This is a genomic window from Arthrobacter sp. SIMBA_036, assembly GCF_046535135.1.
In the GTDB taxonomy this organism is placed as follows: Bacteria; Actinomycetota; Actinomycetes; order Actinomycetales; family Micrococcaceae; genus Arthrobacter.
In genome coordinates this window covers 1-248 of the sequence record NZ_JAWRXG010000377.1, presented here as the reverse complement: position 1 = coordinate 248, position 248 = coordinate 1, and the positions used below count along the sequence as shown (strand labels likewise).

The 248-nt window shown below is 36.3% G+C and carries 1 pseudogene; it reads left to right on the top strand.

Going from position 1 to position 248, the window contains the following annotated elements:
* Positions 1-56: 56 nt before the first annotated feature.
* Positions 57-248: pseudogene (locus SB659_RS20225) on the top strand (hypothetical protein); the annotation flags it as partial.

Below are 248 nucleotides of genomic sequence, written 5' to 3'. Positions count from 1 at the left end.
AGACTCCTCAAAATTATATCTACACATCATCCGGTGATTTGCAGAATATTGAAAAAATGATTACCAGAAAAGACATTGGCGGTGTACAGATTGTCTACAACTGGAGAGCATTGGAAACTTCTAAAGACGTTTATGATTTTTCCAGAATTGAAAAAGACCTTCAATATTTAAGCCAGTTAAACAGGAAATTATTTATCCAGCTTCAGGACCGTTTTTTCGAGCCCGAAGCCCGATATGTTCCTGATTAT